The following is a 17,204-nucleotide window of genomic DNA, read 5'->3' as shown; positions in this document are numbered from 1 at the left end:
CTCCCACTGTGAAGGAACAGCATGCCCGGTACCGCACCCTGGTGGCGCAGCGCCGTCATCTACCAGGTCTACATCCGCAGCTTCGCCGACGGCAACGGTGACGGCATCGGCGACATCGCCGGCATCCGCTCCCGCCTGCCGTACCTCAGGTCGCTGGGCGTCGACGCCCTGTGGATCAACCCGTGGTACAAGTCGCCGCAGGCGGACCACGGTTACGACGTGGCCGACTACCGCGCGATCGACCCGCTGTTCGGCACCGTGGCCGAGGCCGAACAGCTCATCGAGGAGGCCCACCGGAACGGGATCCGCATCATCCCCGACATGGTGCCCAACCACACCTCCGACCGGCACGTCTGGTTCCAGGCGGCTCTGGCGGCCGCCCCGGGCAGCCCGGAGCGCGACCGCTACGTCTTCCGTCCCGGCCGCGGCCCCGACGGCGCCCTGCCGCCCAACGACTGGGTCTCCTCCTTCGGCGGCCCGGCCTGGACCCGGCTGCCGGACGGGGAGTGGTACCTGCACCTCTTCGCCCCCCAGCAGCCCGACCTGAACTGGCAACACCCCGAGGTGCGCGCGGAGTTCGAGTCGATCCTGCGGTTCTGGTTCGCGCGGGGCGTGGACGGCTTCCGCATCGACGTGGCGCACGGCCTGATCAAGCACCCCGAACTGCCCGACCTGCCGCCGCGCCCGGCCGGGGTCGGCCGGCGCAGCCGGCACCTCGACCACCCCCACTGGGACCGCGACGAGGTCCACGACATCTACCGCGCCTGGCGCAAGGTGGCCGACGAGTTCCCCGGCGACCGGTGCTTCGTCGCCGAGGCCTGGGCGGACACCCCCGAACGGCTGGCCGCCTACGTCCGCCCGGACGGCCTGCACACCGCGTTCAACTTCGACTTCCTGATGGCCAGTTGGGACCCGAAGGACCTGCGCACGGTCATCGACGACTCCCTCGCCATGCTCGGCGCGGTCGGCGCGCCCGCCACCTGGGTGCTCTCCAACCACGACGTCATGCGCCACGCGAGCCGGTACGGCCGCAGGTCGGCCCGGCGCTGGGTGGCCAACGAACGCTACGAACCCGAAGGCCCCCTCGACCTCGCACTGGGCACCCGGCGCGCCCGCGCGGCCGCCCTGTTGATGCTCGCCCTGCCCGGCGGCGCCTACGTCTACCAGGGCGAGGAACTGGGCCTGCCCGAGGTCGAGGACCTCCCCGATTCCGTCCTCCAGGACCCCGTCTGGGAACGCTCCGGCCACAGCGACCGCGGCCGCGACGGCTGCCGGGTGCCGATCCCCTGGTCCGGGCGCAGTGCACCGTACGGCTTCAGCCCCGAGGACGCCTCCGCCGCGCCCTGGCTGCCGCAGCCCGCCGACTGGGCCACGCGCACCGTCGAGGCACAGACCGGCGACGAGACGTCCATGCTGGAGCTCTACCGCAGCGCACTGCGCCGACGCCGCGAGCACCCCGCCCTCGGCGACGGCACCCTCACCTGGCTGGACACCCCCGCCGCAGTGCTCGCCTTCCGCCGCGACCCCGGCTTCACCTGCGTGGTCAACCTCTCCACCGAGCCGTACCCCCTGCCCGACCACACCGCGATCCTGCTGAGCAGCGGCCCCGTCGAGAACGGCCGGCTGGGCCCGGACCAGGCGGCCTGGCTGGCGGTGTAGCCGCCCCGGCCGTCGCCGCACGGGCAAGGGGCCCGGCCGGAACACCCGGCCGGGCCCCTTCGAGCAGGACAGAAAGCCTCAGGCCTTCTTGGTCTCCCAGAAGATCTTGTCGATCTGGGCGATGTAGTCCAGCGCCTTCTGGCCCGTCGCCGGGTCGGTGGACGCCTTGGCGGCCGAGAGGGCCTTCAGGGTGTCGTTGACCAGCTGGTGCAGCTCCGGGTACTTCTCGAAGTGCGGGGGCTTGAAGTAGTCGCTCCAGAGCACGGAGACGTGGTGCTTGGCGAGCTCCGCGCGCTGCTCCTTGATGACGGTGGCGCGTGCCTGGAAGTGGGGGTCGTCGTTACCGGCCATCTTCTCCTGGACGGCCTTCACCGACTCCGCCTCGATGCGGGCCTGGGCCGGGTCGTAGACGCCGCAGGGCAGGTCGCAGTGGGCGCTGACCTTGACCTTGGGGGCAAACAGGCGGGAAAGCATGGAGCATTCCTTCCTCGTGATCGTCTTCTCAGGTGCGACATTACTCCCTGAGGAAGGCGATTTCTCGGGTGCCCCCTAGGGCTTAGGACAAAAGTCCAGGGTCAGACTGAGACTGGTGGAGGAACGGACCGGGGAGGTGCCGGGGATGCCGGAGCTGTCACAGGAGACCGAGCGGGGGAGGGCCGGGGCGCCCTTCGGAGTGGCGGAAGTGACCGGGCCGTCCATGGTGCCCACGCTCCAGCACGGCGATCTGCTGCTGGTGCAGTACGGCGCGTCGGTGAGGGCGGGGGACGTCGTCGTCCTGCGTCATCCGTTCCAGCAGGACCTGCTCGTCGTCAAGCGTGCCGTGGAGCGCCGCGAGGGCGGCTGGTGGGTGCTCGGGGACAACCCGTACGCGGGCGGGGACAGCACGGACTACGGGGTCGTACCCGACGAGCTCGTCCTCGGGCGTGCGCGCCTGCGGTACCGGCCGCTGCCCGCCGGTCAGCGCTCGCCGCTGACGCTGGTGCGCTGGGCGCTCTCGGCGGCGAGGCCGCTGCTGGCCGACCGGTCGGCCTCCAGGCGCTTGCGGGCCCGGTAGGCGGCCACGTTCGCGCGGGTCGCGCAGCGGTCGGAGCAGTAGCGCCGGGAACGGTTGGTGGAGGTGTCGAGGTAGGCGTTGCGGCAGGGGGTCGCTTCGCACAGGCCCAGGCGGTCCACGCCGTACTCCGTGAGGTGGAAGGCCAGGCCCATCGCCGCGATCGCCGCATAGCCGGCCGTGGCGTTGGAGGGGTGGTCGGCCAGGTGCATGTGCCACAGCGGGCGGCCGTCCTCGTCGCGGTGGTCATGGCCGGAGATCTGCGGCGACACCGGGAACTCCAGCAGGAGTGAGTTCAGCAGGTCCACGGCGAGCGTCTCGTCGCCCTTGTCGGCCGCTTCGAAGACCGCGCGCAGCCGCGCCCGCACCGAGCGGAAGCGCGTGACATCGGCGTCGGTGGCGCGGCGGGCCGCCGACGCGTTGGCGCCGAAGAGGTCGCGGACGGCCTCGACCGAGGTCAGCGAGTCCTTGCCCCGGGCCGGTTCCTCGCTGTTGACGAGACGGACGGCGTAATCCGAGTAATAGGCCAGTTCCACTTGTAGTCCTTACGAGGGCGCTTTAGGGTCGTGTCTGCGGTCGGTAACAGCCGGTCGTGCTTCCAGGGTATTACGCAGGCGAGGGGGCAGGCTTCATGACCACCAGCACGGGCGCCGACTGGGCCGCGTGGCAGGAGAGCTGGGACCGGCAGCAGGAGTGGTACATGCCGGACCGGGAGGAACGATTCCGGATCATGCTCGACATGGTCGAGGCGCTGGTGGGGACCGCTCCGCGCGTCCTTGACCTCGCGTGCGGGACCGGCAGCATCACCGACCGGCTGCTGAGGCGGTTTCCGGAGGCCACCAGCACCGGCGTCGACCTCGACCCGGCCCTGCTCGCCATCGCCCGCGGCACCTTCGAGGGCGACGAGCGGGTCTCCTTCGTCACCGCCGATCTCAAGTACCCCGACTGGCCGGCGAAGCTGCCGTACGACTCCTACGACGCCGTCCTGACCGCCACGGCCCTGCACTGGCTGCACAGCGAACCCCTCGCGGCCCTCTACGGTCAGGTCGCGGGGCTGGTCCGCGACGGCGGTGTCTTCATGAACGCGGACCACATGATCGACGACAGCACGCCCCGGATCAACGCGGCCGAGCGCGCCCAGCGGCACGCCCGCATGGATCAGGCCAAACGGGACGGTGCCCTGGACTGGGCCGAATGGTGGCAGCTGGCGGCGCAGGATCCGGTACTCGCCGAGCCGACGGCGCGCCGCTTCGAGATCTACGGCGAGCACGCCGACGGGGACGTGCCCTCGGCCGCCTGGCACGCGCGCACGCTGCTCGCGCGGGGCTTCGGCGAGGCGCGGCCGGTGTGGTGCTCGCCGTCCGACACGCTGCTGCTCGCGGTGAAGTAGCCGTGAAGCAGTGCGAAGGGGCGGTACGGAGTCCGTACCGCCCCTTCACCGACACCCGTCAGAGAACCTTCGACAGGAACGACTGCGTCCGCTCGTGCTGAGGGTTGGTCAGGACCTCGCGCGGATGGCCCGATTCGACCACCACGCCCTCGTCCATGAACACCAGGCTGTCGCCCACCTCGCGGGCGAAGCCCATCTCGTGGGTGACGACGACCATGGTCATGCCGGACTCGGCCAGGTCCCGCATGACGTCCAGGACGTCACCGACCAGCTCCGGGTCCAGGGCCGAGGTCGGCTCGTCGAACAGCATCAGCTTCGGGTCCATCGCGAGCGCCCGGGCGATCGCCACCCGCTGCTGCTGGCCGCCGGAGAGCTGCGAGGGGTAGTGCCCGGCCCGGTCGGCCAGGCCCACGCGCTCCAGCAGTTGCATGGCCCGCTCCCGGGCCTCCGTCCTGCTCCGGCCCCTCACCTGCACCGGCGCCTCCATGACGTTCTCCACGGCCGTCATGTGCGGGAACAGGTTGAAGCGCTGGAAGACCATGCCGATGTCCCGGCGCTTCATGGCGACCTCGCGGTCACGCAGCTCGTACAGCTTGTCGCCCTGCTGGCGGTAGCCGACCAGCTCGCCGTCGACGTACAGCCGCCCGGCGTTGATCTTCTCAAGGTGGTTGATGCACCGCAGGAAGGTCGACTTGCCGGAGCCGGAGGGGCCGATGAGGCAGAACACCTCGCCCGGCTTCACCTCCAGGTCGATGCCCTTGAGCACCTCGACCTGGCCGAAGGACTTGTGCACGCCCTCTGCCCTGACCATCAGGTTCTGCTCGGTCATGCCGTGACCTTCCTGCTCGAGAAGGTCGTCAGGTGTCCCCTGACCTTCTGCCACGGGGTCGGCGGGAGGCTGCGGCTGGAGCCGCGGGCGTAGTGGCGCTCGATGTAGTACTGGCCGACGCTCAGCACGGAGGTCATGATCAGGTACCAGGCCGCGGCGAGGAAGTACATCTCCACCGGTGCTCCGGAGTTCTGGCCGATGTCCTGGGCGTAGCGGAACAGCTCGGGGAACTGCACGGCCGCCACGAGCGAGGTCGTCTTCAGCATGTTGATGACCTCGTTGCCGGTCGGCGGCACGATCACGCGCATCGCCTGCGGGATGATCACCCGGCGCAGGGTCTTGCCATGGCTCATGCCCAGGGCGTGGGCCGCCTCGGTCTGGCCCTCGTCCACCGCGAGCAGACCCGCCCGGCAGATCTCGGCCATGTACGCCGCCTCGTTCAGGCCCAGGCCGAGCAGCGCCGTCAGCAGCGGCGTCATGAAGTTCGACCAGTAGTCCTTGTAGAACGGCATCAGGTCGATGTAGTGGAAGACCAGGCCCAGGTTGAACCACAGGAACAGCTGGACCAGAACCGGGGTGCCGCGGAAGAACCAGATGTAGAACCAGGCGATCGACGAGGTCACCGGGTTCTTCGACAGCCGCATCACCGCGAGGAGGATGCCGCCGGCGATGCCGATCAGCATCGACAGGACCGTCAGCATGAGGGTCTTGTAGACGCCGGTCATGATCCGGTGGTCGAAGAAGTAGTCCGGTACCGCCTGCCAGTTGATGTCGCCCTGGCCGAAGGCGTAGACGATCGCGACGAGGAGTGCGATGGCGATGACGGCGGAAACGTACCGGCCGTAGTGCCGGACCGGGACGGCCCTGATGGCCTCCGGGCCGCCGGCCGGGGGAGCCGGGTTCTCCCGGGCGCCCTCCCCGGCACCTTCCCCGGCCGTCTTCTCGATGTCAGTCACGGGTGTTGCCTCTCAGTGGCCGCTTCTGCTTCTGCTGCTTCCGCGGGTCACTTGCCGCCGTTGATCACGGACTCCTTGACGGCGCCGTCCTGGGCGCCCCACTTCTGGAGGATCTTCGCGTACTCGCCGTTCTTGATGATGGCGTTCATCGCGGCCTGCAGCGCCTCCCGCAGCTGTGTGTCCTTCTTGGCCACCGCGATGCCGTACGGCGCCGCCTCGACCTGCTGGCCGACGATCTGGAAGTCCTTGCCGCCGCCGGAGGTCTTCACCGCGTACGCGGCGACCGGGAAGTCGGAGGAGGCCGCGTCCACACCGCCCGAACGGAGCCGGGTCTGGGACTGCTGGTCGTCGTCGAAGGGCTCGATGACGAGCTTCTTGCCGCTCGGACACTTCTTGGCCTCCTGCTTGGCCAGGTCCTCCGAGACGGTGCCGCGCTCCACGGCGATCTTCTTGCCGCACAGGTCCGACCAGCCGTTGATGCCCTGGGTGTCGCCCTTACGGGTGTAGATGGAGACACCGGCGGTCAGGTAGTCCACGAAGTCGACCCCCTCGCCGACCTTCTTGCCCGTGTCCGGGTCGACGCCCTGCTGGCGGTTCTTGTTGTCGGTCATGGCCGACATGGCTATGTCGTAGCGCCCCGAGCGCAGACCGGTGAGCAGGGCGTCGAACGTGCCGTTCTGGAACTCCAGCGTCACGCCGAGCTGCTTGCCCATGGCCGCCGCGAGGTCCGGGTCCAGGCCGACGGCCTTGCCGGAGGAGTCCTTGAACTCCACCGGGGCGTACGCGATGTCCGAACCGACCTCTATCTTCCCCTTGTCCCGGATCTCCTGGGGGAGCTTGCCGGCCAGCGGGGCGCCGCTGACGGAGGCGCCGGAACCCTTGTCGTTGTTCTTGGTCTGGTCACCACAGCCGGTGAGCAGCAGGGTGCCCGCGACCGCGATCGCTCCGGCCGCTACCAGAGGGGAGCGTGCGGCGGTCGTACGACGGGTGGAACTTGCGGTCATCGTGGTTCCTCCGGCTGATGGGAAGAGATGCCGATGGTCAGCGAGAACACACACCTTCGGGTGCCGCGACCTCGTGGGTTTACCGCATCTTGCCATTCGGACTACGTCGTGCAGGGGCGTGGATATGTCAAAATCGGATAACGGGTCACCCCCGAACCGCATCAGGTCGGTACATCCTTGGTCGTTCACCACCGAACCGTCTGCGGGAATACAACTCTCCGGCCGGAAAATCTTCGGCGCGTCTCACGATGTGGTCGGCGTGGGCGTGGCCTCCCAGCGTCCTCACGTGCTTGGTGCGGTTGTCAGCCGCGTGTCATCCCGCTGTGGCTTTCTGGTTCCGCGATGTGACCTTGCACCTAATGGACTCGTCATGGGCACCGTCCGTCCGGTAGGAAGGTTCTTTACACCCCTCATCCGGGGCTCAGGGCGCGTGTGCGGCGCGCCCGTCGCGTATGGCCCGTACGTATCAGCAATCGGGCGGTGCGCGGTGCCCGCCCACCCCTCACCAGGAGTGGTCGACCCTCAAACCATGCATACCTAAGGGGTAAAACGAAGTGGCAGCGGAGATCGTCAATCCTCGCAGCGACAACAGTGCGGATCAGGACGGGGCCGAGCCCCTCGATTCCTTCGATCCGGTGTTCGCGCTGCACCGCGGCGGCAAGATGGCCGTGCAGGCCACCGTGCCGGTCCGCGACAAGGACGACCTTTCCCTCGCGTACACGCCCGGCGTCGCGCGCGTGTGCACCGCGATCGCGGAACAGCCGGAGCTGGTCAACGACTACACATGGAAGTCCTCCGTGGTGGCCGTCGTGACCGACGGTACGGCCGTGCTCGGACTCGGGGACATCGGTCCCGAGGCCTCCCTCCCGGTGATGGAGGGCAAGGCGATCCTGTTCAAGCAGTTCGGCGGCGTCGACGCGGTGCCGATCGCGCTCGACTGCACGGGCGTGGACGAGATCGTGGAGACCGTGGTCCGGCTCGCTCCGTCCTTCGGCGGAGTGAACCTGGAGGACATCTCGGCACCCCGGTGCTTCGAGATCGAGAAGCAGCTCCAGGAGCGCCTGGACATCCCGGTCTTCCACGACGACCAGCACGGTACGGCCGTCGTGACGCTCGCGGCGCTGCGGAACGCGGCGCGGCTCAGCGGACGGGAGATCGGGCAGCTCAGGGCCGTCATCTCGGGCGCCGGCGCGGCCGGTGTCGCCATCGCCAAGATGCTGGTCGAGGCCGGCATCGGGGACGTGGCGGTGGCGGACCGCAAGGGCGTCGTCTCGGCGGACCGGGAGGACCTCACCCCGGTCAAGCGGGAGCTCGCGGGCTTCACCAACAAGGCCGGCATCACCGGCTCGCTGGAGGACGCCCTCGCGGGCGCGGACGTCTTCATCGGCGTCTCCGGCGGTACGGTGCCGGAGGAGGCCGTGGCCTCCATGGCCGAGGGTGCCTTCGTGTTCGCGATGGCCAACCCGAACCCCGAGGTGCACCCGGACGTCGCCCACAAGTACGCGGCGGTCGTCGCCACCGGGCGGTCGGACTTCCCGAACCAGATCAACAACGTGCTGGCCTTCCCGGGCATCTTCGCGGGCGCGCTGCAGGTGCGGGCCACCCGGATCACCGAGGGCATGAAGATCGCTGCGGCGGAGGCCCTGGCCGCGGTGGTGGGGGACGACCTCGCCGCCGACTACGTGATTCCGTCGCCGTTCGACGAGCGGGTCGCTCCCGCGGTCACGGCGGCTGTCGCGGCTGCGGCTCGTGCCGAGGGCGTTGCGCGTCGCTGACGTTGCGCCACATGGCCCCGTCCGTTCGGGCGGGGCCATTGCCTTTCCATCCGGCCGCCCGACTCGGGTGGTGACGAGGCACCCCGAGGGGTATGGGTGGCTCGAGTGCTGGTGGGGTGCCCCGGAGGCCGTCGCTGCTCGGCTGCGCCGACCGGGTGCTGCTGCGCAAGAGGGCATGTGTCACAAGCTCGCGCGGTTCCGTCGGCTGATCGGCCCACCTATCGTCGGCACCATGTTCGCTGTCTACGCCGCCCGAATCGACCGCGACCAGCCGCTCACCGGCCTGGAGTTGGGGGAGCGCCCGGCTCCCCAGGCCCGGCCCGGCTGGAGCACCGTCAAGGTGCGCGCCGCCTCCCTCAACCACCACGACCTCTGGTCCCTCAGGGGCGTCGGCCTCCCGGAGGACCGGCTGCCGATGATCCTCGGCTGCGACGCCGCCGGCGTCGACGAGGACGGCAACGAGGTCGTCCTGCACTCCGTCATCGGCCAGACCGGCCACGGCGTCGGCCCGAACGAGCCGCGCTCCATCCTCACCGAGCGGTACCAGGGCACCTTCGCCGAGCAGGTCGCCGTGCCGACCTGGAACGTGCTGCCCAAGCCCAGGGAGCTGTCCTTCGCCGAGGCGGCCTGTCTGCCGACGGCCTGGCTGACGGCGTACCGGATGCTCTTCACCAACGCCGGGGTACGGCCCGGTGACTCCGTCCTCGTGCAGGGCGCGGGCGGCGGTGTCGCCACGGCCGCGATCGTGCTCGGCAAGGCGGCGGGGCTGCGGGTCTTCGCGACCAGCCGGGACGAGGCCAAGCGGAAACGGGCCCTGGAGCTGGGGGCCGTGGAGGCGGTGGAGTCCGGGGCGCGGCTGCCGCAGCGGGTGGACGCCGTCATCGAGACCGTCGGCGCCGCGACCTGGTCCCACTCGGTGAAGTCGCTGCGGCCCGGCGGCACGATCGTCATCTCCGGCGCCACCAGCGGCGATCGGCCCTCGCACGCCGAGCTGACCCGGATCTTCTTCCTGGAGCTGAAGGTCGTCGGCTCGACCATGGGCACCAAGGAGGAGCTGGAGGACCTGCTCTCCTTCTGCGCCGCGACCGGGGTGCGGCCCGTCATCGACGAGGAACTCCCGCTGGACCGCGCCCGTGAGGGCTTCGAACGGCTCGCGTCCGGGGAGCAGTTCGGGAAGATCGTGCTCACCAACTCCTGAGTCTCCCGAGGCCCTTCGGGAGAGCGGCCGTGGGGCGGGTCCGGATGTCCGGGCCCGCCCTTTTGCACGCCCTGGCCGTCAACCCTGGTTGACGTGGGCGGGGGTGTCAACGTAGGTTGACATCATGACCGAGGCAACCGATCTCGCCGAGCGCGCCGGCGACCGTGATCCACGGGTCGGACTGCGCGCCGTGGCCGCGCTGCGCAGGCTCCTGGAGCAGCTCGAGGCGGTACAGGTGCGCAGCGCGCGCAACCAGGGCTGGTCGTGGCAGGAGATCGCCGCGGAGCTCGGCGTCAGCAGGCAGGCCGTGCACAAGAAGTACGGGAGGCAATGATGTTCGAACGCTTCACCAAGGACGCCCGCGAGGTCGTGAAGGGCGCGTCCGTCCACTGCGAACGCTCCGGTGAACCAACCGTCGGTGCCGAACACCTGCTGCTCGCCCTCCTCGACCGGGAGGGCGGCCGTGCCTCCTTCGCGCTGGCCGCGCTGGGGTTCGACGAGCACAAGGCGTCCGTACGGGAGGCGCTGGACGAGGCACGGCGGCGGGGCGGGCTGTCGCGGGCCGACTCCGACGCGCTGGCGGGGCTGGGGATCGATGTCCCGGAGATCGTCGCCCGGGTCGAGGAGGTGCACGGTGCCGGGGCGATGTCGGGCGACCCGAAGGGCCGGCGCCGGTGGGCGGGGCGGCGGCCGGGCTTCGGCCGGGACGCGAGGAGCGTCCTGGAGAGGTCGCTGCGGATCGCCGCCGGGCACCGCGACCGGCACATCGGGGACGAGCACCTTCTGCTCGCGCTGACCGTCCTGCCCGGGGTGGTGGGCGAGGTGCTGGCGGACCACGGGGTGACACACGCGTCGGTGACCCGTGTGCTGGACGGCGCGGGAGAGGCGCAGGCCGGCTGAGACACCGGCCCGGCGCACCCGCCCGCTCCCCATCCGGTCAGACCTTCGGCATCCGCAGCAGTGTGTCGATGTGGGCCGCCGCCGTGGACAGATGGCGGCGGGCCTCCCGGAGCTGGGCGGGGGTGACTCCGTGGTCGCGGGCCGTGTCGCGGATGTCGTCACGGAAGCGGTCCAGGAGGCGGTCCAGGTCGCGGACCGGGTCGCCGGTGGAGTCCTCGTGGGCCCAGGCGGGTTCGTACTCGGCGGGGAAGTCCTCCTCGGGGGAGGTGTAGTGCGCGTCCGACGGTGTGGCGGCGGGCTTCGGGGCCGGTTCCCCGGGCGTGCGGGGAGATCCCCAGTACTTGCCGAAGTCGCCCAGCTCCCTGGCGAGTTCGGACAGGCCCTCGCGGACGCCCGTCGGCCAGTCGCCCTGGGTGAAGTGGTCCTGGACGCGGTCCTGGACCTGGCGGGCGATGCGCTGCATCTCCTCCTGGGCCTGGGCCCGCGCCCGCGCCTGCGCCTCCTGGGCCTGGTGACGGGCCCGCTGGGCCTCCTCGCGGGCCCGGCGGCTCTCGTCCTTGGCGCGGCGGGCCTGTTCCTTCCACTCCTGCCTGACCCGGCGCATCTCCTCCTTGGCGGCCTTCCAGGCCTCCTTGTCGCCGGGGTCGCCGTACTCCGCGAAGGGGCCCGCCGCGCCCGTCCCCGGTTTCGCGCTCCGGCGGGCCTCGGAGGCGGCCGCGCGCATCTCGCGGCGCAGGTCGCCGGCCGCACCGCGCACGTCGGCCCTTATCTCGGCGGCCAGTTCCGCGACCGACTCGCGGATCTCCAGCTCCAGATCCGCCAACTCGCCGCTGCGGTCGGCCAGTTCGGCACGTCCTGCGTCCGTGATGGCGTACACCTTGCGGCCGCCCTCGGTGGTGTGCCTGACCAGGCCCTCGGCCTCCAGCTTGGCCAGCCGGGGGTAGACCGTGCCTGCCGAAGGGGCGTACAGGCCCTGGAAGCGTTCCTCGAGGAGCCTGATCACCTCGTAACCGTGGCGCGGGGCCTCGTCGAGCAGCTTGAGCAGGTACAGGCGGAGGCGCCCGTGGGCGAAGACGGGGGGCATGTCAGAGCACCTTCTTGTCGGTCGTGCCGTCGGCCGGGGCGTCGGTGCCGTCGGAGGCGCCGGCGCCCTGGCCGGAGACGGAATTGTCCCCCGGGGTGGCCGGGGCGTCTGCGGCGGGGGCGGTGCCGGAGTCCCTCGGGGGCGCGACGGGACCGGAAGGCTCCGACGGCCGGCCCTCCCACGGGGTGTCCGTCTCGTCCTCCTCGCGCGGCGGGCGGCGCAGCAGGGCGATCGAGCCGGAGACCGTGGTGGCCCGGAGCCTGCCCGTGCCCGCGCCGAGGCGGCCGGTGATCTTGTGGGCGCCCCACTGGCCGTGCACCCGCAGTCCGTCGAAGGCGTTGGAGATCGTGCCGCTCGCGGTGTTCGCCTCCACCTCGGCGTCTGCCGGGTGCGGCAGGCGGATGGCGATCTCGCCGGAGACGCTGGTGAGGTTGACCTCCGTCGGGCCGTCCGGGTCCAGATCGACGATCATGGAGCCGCTGACGGAGTCGGCGCGGACGGAGCGGCCGGAGCCCTCGACCACCGTCAGGTCTCCCGAGACCGACTTGAACCGCAGGTCGCCGGTGACCGCCTGGGCCTCCAGGTTGCCCGACACGGTGTCCGCGTGGACCGGGCCCGAGACGCCGACCAGGGTCGTGTCACCGGTCACTCCCTTGACCGCCGCCGGGCCGCGAATGCCGGAGACGACCGCGCCGGCGCCGACCACGCCCACCTCCACGCGGGTGTCCGCGGGGACCGCCAGGGAGACGACGGCGCTGCGCCGCCAGCCCTTGCGGTCGAGCCACTTGAGGAAGCCCTTCCAGGGCAGGTCCTCGTAGGCCACCGTGAGGGTGCCGCCCTTCTGGGTGACCACCAGGGGCGGGCCTTCGATCTCCGAGATCTCGAGGCGGGCGGAACCCTCGTCCGTGCCCACCACGTTCACCGTTCCGTTGACGATGCGGACCTGGAGGTCGCTCACACGGGTGTCGAAGGTCAGCTTCTGGGGCTCGTTGACGGACCACTCGGGCATGGGGATCTCCTCGGCGGGCACGGGATGCGACACGCCATATCGCGTCCTCTGGGAAACACGATATATCGCGGCCGCCGGAAGTCAAGACACCCTTTCGTGTGGCGGCCCGCGGTCGCGGCGGTGCCCCGAACCCGGCGGCACTGCGGCCGAGGGGCGTGGGGGACTGCGCGACCGACCGCATACGCTGTCCCTGTAGCCACCATCCGCATGGATGTTCACGCAGGAGACGCACCCCATGTACTTCACCGACCGCGGTATCGAGGAGTTGGAGAAGCGGCGCGGCGAGGAGGAGGTCACCTTTGAGTGGCTTGCCGAGCAGTTGCGCACGTTCGTGGATCTCAACCCCGACTTCGAGGTACCCGTAGAGCGGCTGGCCACCTGGCTCGCCCGGCTCGACGACGAGGACGACGAGTAGCCCCGGGAGCAGCAGCCCCGGAGCAGGGCCAGGGGTGATCATCAGCCGTATCGTTCGTTGCCTCTCCCCCTCCCCTTCCCCGGGAGTTAGCCTTCTCCTCCCATCGGCGAACGGGGGCGTCATGGCTGGAGGAGTCGAGCGGATACGGCTGGACGACGGAACCGTCGTCTGGGCCAGGATCGGGGACCGGGACGGAGACGGGGGCGCGGGCGGGGACGGTTACGGCGAGGGGTACCGCGACACCTCGCTCGGGGATCGTGTCATCGACATGGCGGGAGGGCTGGCCGGCACGGTCGGCGGAGTCGTGCGCTCCCTGCGCGCCGGTCTGGACACCCCGGCCCCCGTCGAGGTCTCCGTCAGCTTCGGGATCGAACTGACGGCGCAGGCCGGCAAGATCGTGAGCGCGATCGCGGAGGGCGGCGGCAAGTCGTCCCTGACCGTGTCCCTGACCTGGACGGAACCGGCCACCACGCCCGGCGGCGCCGATCCCGCGCAGCCCGGCGGCACGGTCGTACCGCCGCGTTCCCCGGCCTCCGGGGCCGCATGAGCGCCTTCGCCGAGATGGTGCGCCCCTCCCTCGCACGCATCGGCGCACCGGGTGACGGGTATGCAACGGACCGTGACCCGTACTGGGGATCGGGCTTCTTCATAGCCCCGGGCTGGCTGTTGACCTGTGCCCATGTCGTGGGGAAGGGGGGAGCCGCGGTGTGCCGAGGGGAGAGCGCCATGAGCGTGACCTGGCTGGAGCGCACCGGCGCCCACGGCTGGGCCGAACGCACCGGCACCGGCGGCTGGGTGGAGCGCACCGGCACCGGCACCGCCCGGCTCCTCGCCCCCCGTCCCGAGGCCGCGCGGCAGGAGCGGGGCCCCTGGGCGTTCCCCGACCTCGCGCTGGTCCGGGTCGGCGGCGCCGACGACGTGCCCTGTCTGTGGCTGGCCGACCGGGAGGCGGGCCCCCGCACCCCGGTCGGCCTCTACGGCTGGTCCGTGCAGACCGGCGAGCTGGGCATCCGGCACGGCGACGGGGAACTCGCCGGCGCCGACGCGCGGGCCCTGCTGCTCACCGGAAGCCTCCCGGTCGGCGGGCTGTCCGGCGGCCCGGTGCTCGACCTGCGGCACGGCTCGGTCATCGGCGTGATCAAGGGCCGGGGGACGGGGGACGGAGTCGCCGTCCCGGTCACCGCGCTGTCCGAACTGCTCGACCTGAGGGACGGGGGCCGTACGGTGCGCGAGGTGCTGCGCGCCCATGACCTGCACCACCTGCGCCGCCTCGAAGACACCTCGTCCTCTCCCTTCCCGGCGTACCCCGACTGGACCTCCCTCCAGGCCGAACTGCCGGGCCACGCGCCCTCGGTCACCGGGATCGACGCCGAACTGCGCACCCGGCTGTACGGCCACCTCGCGCACCTGCCGCCGCCGGCCGGCGCGGGCGAGGTCGTCCACCTCGTGGAGGACGTGAAGGAGCAGGTGCGCGGCGAGCGCCTGCTGTCGCTGGTGCCGCACAACGTGCGCACCTGGCGCGAGGGCGCCGGGCTGCTGTCGGGGCTGCGCACGGTGCAGCCGGGCGGCGGGGGCACGCTGGTCGATCTGGACGCCGTCCTGCTGTACGCGGCGAAGGCCGCCCGCAGGACGGCGTGGGAGCACGCGGACGAGGTGGATCCGGCACGGCTGCGCGCCTTCACGTCCTGGATCGCCGGACAGGCCGCGGGGCACCGGCACTGGGCGGTCGGCGAGGCCGTCCGGGCCCTGTTGGACGGCATCGACGACCACGAGGGCTCGTCCGGCACCGGTGAAGCCGAGGAGCACCCCGCATCAGGGCCCCCCGCGCCGCCCGCCGCCCGGACCGACGTCCTGGTCAAGGTCGGCGCGCCCATGTACGACGACCGGTACCCGTGGAGCGTGCAGCTGATCCACGACGGTCAGGACGTCACCCCGGTCGCCGCCGACGACCGGGGCGTGCGCGCCGACGACCTGGTGCGGGAGCTGCGCGAGCCGCTGGCCCGGGCGCTGAGCCAGAGTGATCACGGCGAGCATCTGGCCGCCATCGAGGTGTTCCTGCCCCGCAGGCTGTTCGACCTGCCGGTGGACGAGTGGCAGTTGCTGCCCGAGCCGCCCGGCGGGGAGGGGCCCGTGGGCGACGAGGACGCCGAGGACGAGTGGGTGGACGAGCGGGCCATGCCGCTCGGGATGCGGCGGACCGTCGTCGTCCGGGACGTGCGCCGCAACGCCCTGGCGCCCTCCCCGGAATGGCGCCGGCGCTGGAACGGCGTGCGGACCGGGCCGCTCGCGGCCGAGACGCTGCACGGCCGGCCGGCGGCCGAGGGGCACCCGCCCGGTGCCCGCCCCGGCGGCCGCTTCGCGTACTACGGCGCCCTGACCGGGATGGCCGACGCGTGCGTACCGGTGTACTGCGGGCCCGTCGGCAGCGGAGAGGGGCTGGCCGCGATGAATGACGCGCTGCGGGCCGGGCACCCGGTGGTGCTGTGGCGCCGCGACCGGCACGACCACGAGGAGTGCGGGGCCTTCCACCGGCAGGCCGTCGACCTGCTGAAGGCGGCCCGGCAGGCGGGCGAGCTGCGCGGTCCGGTGCGTGACCTGCGCATCCGCCTGGCCGATCCGGACACCGCCCGCGCCCAAGGACTGTGCGGGAAGATCGCCGTACTGCTCGACCCGCCGGACCGGCCGCCGTTCGGCGCGGAGGCGATGCGGCCGCCGCCGCAGGCCGCGCCCGGCGGCTGACCGTGCGGAACCCGACTCCCCGTCAACCCGCTTGATCCGCAAGGGTGTTCGTCCGGCCGGAAGTGAACGCCGCCCGCCCCGAACCTCGGCAGGTACGGCCCGCTGGCGGTAGCCTCGTAGGCCGGACGACCGGGACCCGCTTCATGATCACCAGAGCTGGGAGGAGCCCAAGGTGAACGACTGGCGGATCTACCGCGGAGTGGGTCAGCCGCACGACGGCGTACGGCGGTTGCCGGCGCCGCCGCCCTGGCGTGACTTCGCGGCGTCCCGGGAGAGCGGGGAGGCGGGCCCGGAGGACCCGAGCAGCGCCCGCCGGCTCGGGGTCCGCCGCCGGCTGGTCGAGACCTACGCTCCCCGGCCCGCCGAGGTCGACGCCGTCAACGCGGCCCTCTATCTGCGCCGGCCCCTGCTGGTGACCGGCAACCCGGGCACCGGCAAGTCCACCCTGGCCTACGCCATCGCGCACGAACTGGGCCTCGGCAGAGTGCTGCGCTGGCCGATCGTCAGCCGCACCACGCTCCAGGACGGCCTGTACCGCTACGACGCGATAGGCCGCCTGCAGGACGTCCAGCTGGAGCGGGCCCGGGGCGGCGGCCAGGACCCGGCGAGCCCCTCCGGGATCGGGTCGTACATCCGGCTCGGGCCGCTCGGCACCGCGCTGCTGCCCGCGGCCGAGCCGCGCGTGCTGCTCATCGACGAGCTCGACAAGAGCGACCTCGACCTGCCCAACGACCTGCTGAACACCCTGGAGGAGGGGGAGTTCGCGATCCCGGAGCTGGAGCGGCTCGCCGAGCGCGAGCCCGTCGTCGAGGTGCTCGACCACGACGGCGACCGGGTGGCCGTGCGCGGCGGACGCGTCGCCTGCACCGCCTTCCCGGTGATCGTCCTGACCTCCAACGGCGAACGCGACTTCCCCGCGCCGCTGCTGCGCCGCTGCGTCCAGCTGGAGCTGGAGGCGCCCGGCGAGGAGCAGCTGACCGCCATGGTCGAGGCGCACCTGGGTCCGGAGGGCGTCGCCGCGGGCGGCGAGCTGATCCGGCGGTTCCTGGAGCGCGAGCCGGGCGAGGTGCTCGCCGCCGACCAGCTGCTCAACGCCCTCTTCCTCACCCGGCACGACCCGCGCGCCCAGAGCCTCACCCGGGAGCGCATCGCCGAGATGCTCATGCAGCCGCTCGACCGTACGAGGTGATGGCCG

The 17,204-nt window shown here is 71.6% G+C and carries 18 protein-coding genes; 11 read left to right on the top strand and 7 right to left on the bottom strand.

Annotation, left to right across the window (positions count from 1 at the left end; all coding sequences use genetic code 11):
• The first annotated feature begins 21 nt into the window (after positions 1–21).
• A complete protein-coding gene (locus ACFYZB_RS14625) occupies positions 22–1,659 on the top strand; it encodes a glycoside hydrolase family 13 protein (RefSeq protein WP_388758331.1) in 1,638 nt (545 codons plus the stop codon).
• Positions 1,660–1,737: 78 nt separating this feature from the next.
• Here ACFYZB_RS14625 and sodN read toward each other — a convergent pair whose 3' ends face one another.
• Positions 1,738–2,133, bottom strand: coding sequence for a superoxide dismutase, Ni (gene sodN / locus ACFYZB_RS14620; protein ID WP_004983535.1), 396 nt, complete (start codon positions 2,131–2,133; stop codon positions 1,738–1,740).
• 145 nt (positions 2,134–2,278) lie between these two features.
• Between sodN and sodX the strand changes: the two genes are divergently transcribed.
• Positions 2,279–2,713, top strand: a complete 435-nt coding sequence (gene sodX, locus ACFYZB_RS14615) for a nickel-type superoxide dismutase maturation protease (RefSeq protein WP_388758596.1) — start codon at positions 2,279–2,281, stop codon at positions 2,711–2,713.
• Here sodX and ACFYZB_RS14610 read toward each other — a convergent pair.
• Complete coding sequence (locus tag ACFYZB_RS14610; RefSeq protein ID WP_351208086.1) at positions 2,617–3,246, bottom strand: CGNR zinc finger domain-containing protein; 630 nt, start codon at positions 3,244–3,246, stop codon at positions 2,617–2,619. The two genes, sodX and ACFYZB_RS14610, sit on opposite strands and share 97 nt — an antisense overlap.
• A gap of 95 nt (positions 3,247–3,341) precedes the next feature.
• Here ACFYZB_RS14610 and ACFYZB_RS14605 point away from each other — a divergent pair, with 95 nt between their 5' ends.
• On the top strand, positions 3,342–4,100 hold the full coding sequence (locus ACFYZB_RS14605; protein ID WP_388758329.1) for a class I SAM-dependent methyltransferase: 759 nt from the start codon (positions 3,342–3,344) through the stop codon (positions 4,098–4,100).
• 58 nt (positions 4,101–4,158) lie between these two features.
• Here ACFYZB_RS14605 and ACFYZB_RS14600 read toward each other — a convergent pair whose 3' ends face one another.
• Genes ACFYZB_RS14600 through ACFYZB_RS14590 form a run of 3 tightly spaced genes read right to left on the bottom strand, consistent with a single transcriptional unit; the run spans position 4,159 to position 6,889 of the window.
• On the bottom strand, positions 4,159–4,911 hold the full coding sequence (locus ACFYZB_RS14600) for an amino acid ABC transporter ATP-binding protein (RefSeq protein ID WP_388758594.1): 753 nt from the start codon (positions 4,909–4,911) through the stop codon (positions 4,159–4,161).
• 14 nt (positions 4,912–4,925) lie between these two features.
• Entirely contained in the window at positions 4,926–5,885 is a 960-nt protein-coding gene (locus tag ACFYZB_RS14595) for an amino acid ABC transporter permease (RefSeq protein ID WP_388758327.1), read from the bottom strand.
• Positions 5,886–5,932: 47 nt separating this feature from the next.
• Positions 5,933–6,889, bottom strand: coding sequence for an ABC transporter substrate-binding protein (locus ACFYZB_RS14590; protein WP_388758325.1), 957 nt, complete (start codon positions 6,887–6,889; stop codon positions 5,933–5,935).
• Positions 6,890–7,443: 554 nt separating this feature from the next.
• Here ACFYZB_RS14590 and ACFYZB_RS14585 point away from each other — a divergent pair.
• From ACFYZB_RS14585 to ACFYZB_RS14570, 4 genes are all read left to right on the top strand, one after another.
• Positions 7,444–8,664: an NADP-dependent malic enzyme gene (locus tag ACFYZB_RS14585; protein ID WP_388758323.1), complete on the top strand. Its 1,221-nt coding sequence runs from the start codon at positions 7,444–7,446 to the stop codon at positions 8,662–8,664.
• 232 nt (positions 8,665–8,896) lie between these two features.
• The gene (locus ACFYZB_RS14580) at positions 8,897–9,862 is read left to right on the top strand and encodes a zinc-binding dehydrogenase (RefSeq protein ID WP_388758321.1); all 966 of its coding nucleotides are present in this window, start codon (positions 8,897–8,899) and stop codon (positions 9,860–9,862) included.
• Positions 9,863–9,986: 124 nt separating this feature from the next.
• Positions 9,987–10,196, top strand: coding sequence for a helix-turn-helix domain-containing protein (locus ACFYZB_RS14575; protein ID WP_018571396.1), 210 nt, complete (start codon positions 9,987–9,989; stop codon positions 10,194–10,196).
• Positions 10,196–10,762, top strand: coding sequence for a Clp protease N-terminal domain-containing protein (locus ACFYZB_RS14570; RefSeq protein ID WP_388758319.1), 567 nt, complete (start codon positions 10,196–10,198; stop codon positions 10,760–10,762). The genes ACFYZB_RS14575 and ACFYZB_RS14570 overlap by 1 nt, the downstream gene beginning before the upstream one ends.
• 37 nt (positions 10,763–10,799) lie before the next feature.
• On the opposite strand, the gene ACFYZB_RS14565 is transcribed toward ACFYZB_RS14570, so the two are convergent.
• Complete coding sequence (locus ACFYZB_RS14565) at positions 10,800–11,846, bottom strand: PadR family transcriptional regulator (RefSeq protein WP_388758317.1); 1,047 nt, start codon at positions 11,844–11,846, stop codon at positions 10,800–10,802.
• Between the two features lies 1 nt (position 11,847).
• The gene (locus tag ACFYZB_RS14560; RefSeq protein ID WP_388758315.1) at positions 11,848–12,855 is read right to left on the bottom strand and encodes a DUF4097 domain-containing protein; all 1,008 of its coding nucleotides are present in this window, start codon (positions 12,853–12,855) and stop codon (positions 11,848–11,850) included.
• 235 nt (positions 12,856–13,090) lie between these two features.
• On the opposite strand from ACFYZB_RS14560, the gene ACFYZB_RS14555 reads away from it, so the two are divergent.
• The 4 genes from ACFYZB_RS14555 (at position 13,091) to ACFYZB_RS14540 (ending at position 17,198) form a co-directional block, all read left to right on the top strand.
• The gene (locus ACFYZB_RS14555) at positions 13,091–13,270 is read left to right on the top strand and encodes a DUF6104 family protein (RefSeq protein ID WP_003992906.1); all 180 of its coding nucleotides are present in this window, start codon (positions 13,091–13,093) and stop codon (positions 13,268–13,270) included.
• Between the two features lie 121 nt (positions 13,271–13,391).
• Positions 13,392–13,817: a CU044_2847 family protein gene (locus ACFYZB_RS14550; RefSeq protein ID WP_388758313.1), complete on the top strand. Its 426-nt coding sequence runs from the start codon at positions 13,392–13,394 to the stop codon at positions 13,815–13,817.
• A complete protein-coding gene (locus ACFYZB_RS14545) occupies positions 13,814–16,009 on the top strand; it encodes a trypsin-like peptidase domain-containing protein (protein WP_388758311.1) in 2,196 nt (731 codons plus the stop codon). The genes ACFYZB_RS14550 and ACFYZB_RS14545 overlap by 4 nt, the downstream gene beginning before the upstream one ends.
• A gap of 172 nt (positions 16,010–16,181) precedes the next feature.
• Positions 16,182–17,198 (top strand): AAA family ATPase, encoded by a 1,017-nt coding sequence (locus tag ACFYZB_RS14540; protein WP_388758309.1) that lies wholly within the window; start codon positions 16,182–16,184, stop codon positions 17,196–17,198.
• Positions 17,199–17,204 lie beyond the last annotated feature (6 nt).

The sequence above is a fragment of the Streptomyces sp. NPDC001852 genome (genome assembly GCF_042891825.1).
Classification (GTDB): Bacteria; Actinomycetota; Actinomycetes; order Streptomycetales; family Streptomycetaceae; genus Streptomyces.
The sequence above is the reverse complement of the archived record's forward strand: the minus strand, read 5'-3'. Positions and strand labels throughout refer to the sequence as shown.

What these genes read in the sequence shown, in the direction of transcription:
- sodX (WP_388758596.1), top strand. Translation starts at nt 2,279, where the DNA reads ATGCCGGAGCTGTCACAGGAGACCGAGCGGGGGAGGGCCGGGGCGCCC.
- ACFYZB_RS14580 (WP_388758321.1), top strand. Translation starts at nt 8,897, where the DNA reads ATGTTCGCTGTCTACGCCGCCCGAATCGACCGCGACCAGCCGCTCACC.
- ACFYZB_RS14550 (WP_388758313.1), top strand. Translation starts at nt 13,392, where the DNA reads ATGGCTGGAGGAGTCGAGCGGATACGGCTGGACGACGGAACCGTCGTC.
- ACFYZB_RS14605 (WP_388758329.1), top strand. Translation starts at nt 3,342, where the DNA reads ATGACCACCAGCACGGGCGCCGACTGGGCCGCGTGGCAGGAGAGCTGG.
- ACFYZB_RS14560 (WP_388758315.1), bottom strand. Translation starts at nt 12,855, where the DNA reads ATGCCCGAGTGGTCCGTCAACGAGCCCCAGAAGCTGACCTTCGACACC.
- ACFYZB_RS14590 (WP_388758325.1), bottom strand. Translation starts at nt 6,889, where the DNA reads ATGACCGCAAGTTCCACCCGTCGTACGACCGCCGCACGCTCCCCTCTG.
- ACFYZB_RS14570 (WP_388758319.1), top strand. Translation starts at nt 10,196, where the DNA reads ATGTTCGAACGCTTCACCAAGGACGCCCGCGAGGTCGTGAAGGGCGCG.
- ACFYZB_RS14575 (WP_018571396.1), top strand. Translation starts at nt 9,987, where the DNA reads ATGACCGAGGCAACCGATCTCGCCGAGCGCGCCGGCGACCGTGATCCA.
- ACFYZB_RS14555 (WP_003992906.1), top strand. Translation starts at nt 13,091, where the DNA reads ATGTACTTCACCGACCGCGGTATCGAGGAGTTGGAGAAGCGGCGCGGC.
- ACFYZB_RS14600 (WP_388758594.1), bottom strand. Translation starts at nt 4,911, where the DNA reads ATGGTCAGGGCAGAGGGCGTGCACAAGTCCTTCGGCCAGGTCGAGGTG.
- sodN (WP_004983535.1), bottom strand. Translation starts at nt 2,133, where the DNA reads ATGCTTTCCCGCCTGTTTGCCCCCAAGGTCAAGGTCAGCGCCCACTGC.
- ACFYZB_RS14625 (WP_388758331.1), top strand. Translation starts at nt 22, where the DNA reads ATGCCCGGTACCGCACCCTGGTGGCGCAGCGCCGTCATCTACCAGGTC.
- ACFYZB_RS14545 (WP_388758311.1), top strand. Translation starts at nt 13,814, where the DNA reads ATGAGCGCCTTCGCCGAGATGGTGCGCCCCTCCCTCGCACGCATCGGC.
- ACFYZB_RS14565 (WP_388758317.1), bottom strand. Translation starts at nt 11,846, where the DNA reads ATGCCCCCCGTCTTCGCCCACGGGCGCCTCCGCCTGTACCTGCTCAAG.